At 61.8% G+C, this 1,279-nt stretch carries 1 protein-coding gene; it reads right to left on the bottom strand.

Translation table 11 applies throughout. The annotated features are described in order from the left end of the window. Nucleotides 1-1,279 (bottom strand): TaqI-like C-terminal specificity domain-containing protein (locus tag VBE63_RS29635; RefSeq protein ID WP_323686554.1); only part of this gene is annotated, 1,279 nt, incomplete at both ends.

The following is a 1,279-nucleotide window of genomic DNA, read 5'->3' as shown; positions in this document are numbered from 1 at the left end:
GCCTGGTTTCTCGATCTCGAACTCGACACGGAGCCAGCCGAGTAGCTCGCGGGAGGCGGTCTGTGCTTGTTGGGTCAGCGCCATGGCCTCAGCAGCCTGCTGCTCGACTTCGGCGCGGATTTCGGGCGACGGCTCGGCGATCGGTAGCTTCTCCATCCGGAAGCCCGCCGGATTCAGTGCCTCGTCCTTCATGTGCGGGAGGAAACGCCAGTTGTGCCACCAGAGTAGTGGCGAGTTGAGCACGGCCAAAACATACAGATCGGCGGTCGGGATGAGGAAGACCTTGTTGTTGCCGTAGAGCGGATAGTCCGCATAGGCGTACTGTGGATGAAATTGGATCTCCTGGTAGAGGATCTTTGGAGACTCGAAGAGACGCCAGTAATCGATGCTGTCCTGAATCTCATACCAGACATAGCTTCCCGGCTTGCGCCCTAGCCAGTCTCCATGTGTCGCCTTACTCCAATCACGAGGCTTCGGCTCCAACTGTTCGCGATAACGCACCAGATGCTGTCGCACAGATGGGTAGGCTTGGATATCAATGCTGCGTCGAGCAAAGATCATCCACAACCCCTGCCAATCAGGCCCCCAGCGCTTGATGTCTTGTCCTCGCAGGTACGGCTTGATGATCTCCGCGCAGCCGGGATCATCTCGAATCAGTGCGGTACGGATGCTCGCATCGACCAGGAAGGCCTCGTTCAGCCCGGTCAGCACACCCCGATAGGGCCGCACCCCCAAGAACTCCGCTAACGGCACCCCGCGCTCACGGATACGCTGCATCAGCGTATCGACCTCTGGCGGCTCCAGGCTCCAGGGCTCAGCGCTGTAGCGACTCCAGGGCACCGGATAGGCGTGCTCGTGGACGTAGTTGTCGAGCGACAGCTCAGCCGAGCGGTCTCGGGGCACGATGCAGACGCTGACCATCGGTGTTGCCTCGGCCTTGTCCTTGGATGCTGGCGTTGCTGCCGCTGGCGCTGGCGCTGGCGCTGGCGCTGCCGCTGCAGTCTCTGCCTCCGTCTCTGCCTCCGTCTCTGCCTCCGTCTCTGCCTCTGCCTCTGCCTCTGCCTCTGCCTCTGCCTCTGCCTCTGCAGCTGAAGCTGAAGCTGGTGCTGCTGCGCTCGCAGTCGCAGTCCCTGTCGCAGCGTCCACTCGCCGCTGAGCCACGATGATGCAGGGGAAGGTATCGGCATCCTCGAAGATCGGCGCATGACCGAAATCCAAAATCTCCTCAAGCCGCGCCTGCTCGCTGAACAGCCGTCGCAAGGGCTCGCCATAGCCGGCG

It is taken from the genome of Lamprobacter sp. (assembly GCF_034860625.1).
GTDB lineage: Bacteria > Pseudomonadota > Gammaproteobacteria > Chromatiales > Chromatiaceae > Lamprobacter.
Note: the sequence above shows the minus strand (reverse complement) of the source record. Positions and strands in the feature narration are given on the sequence as shown.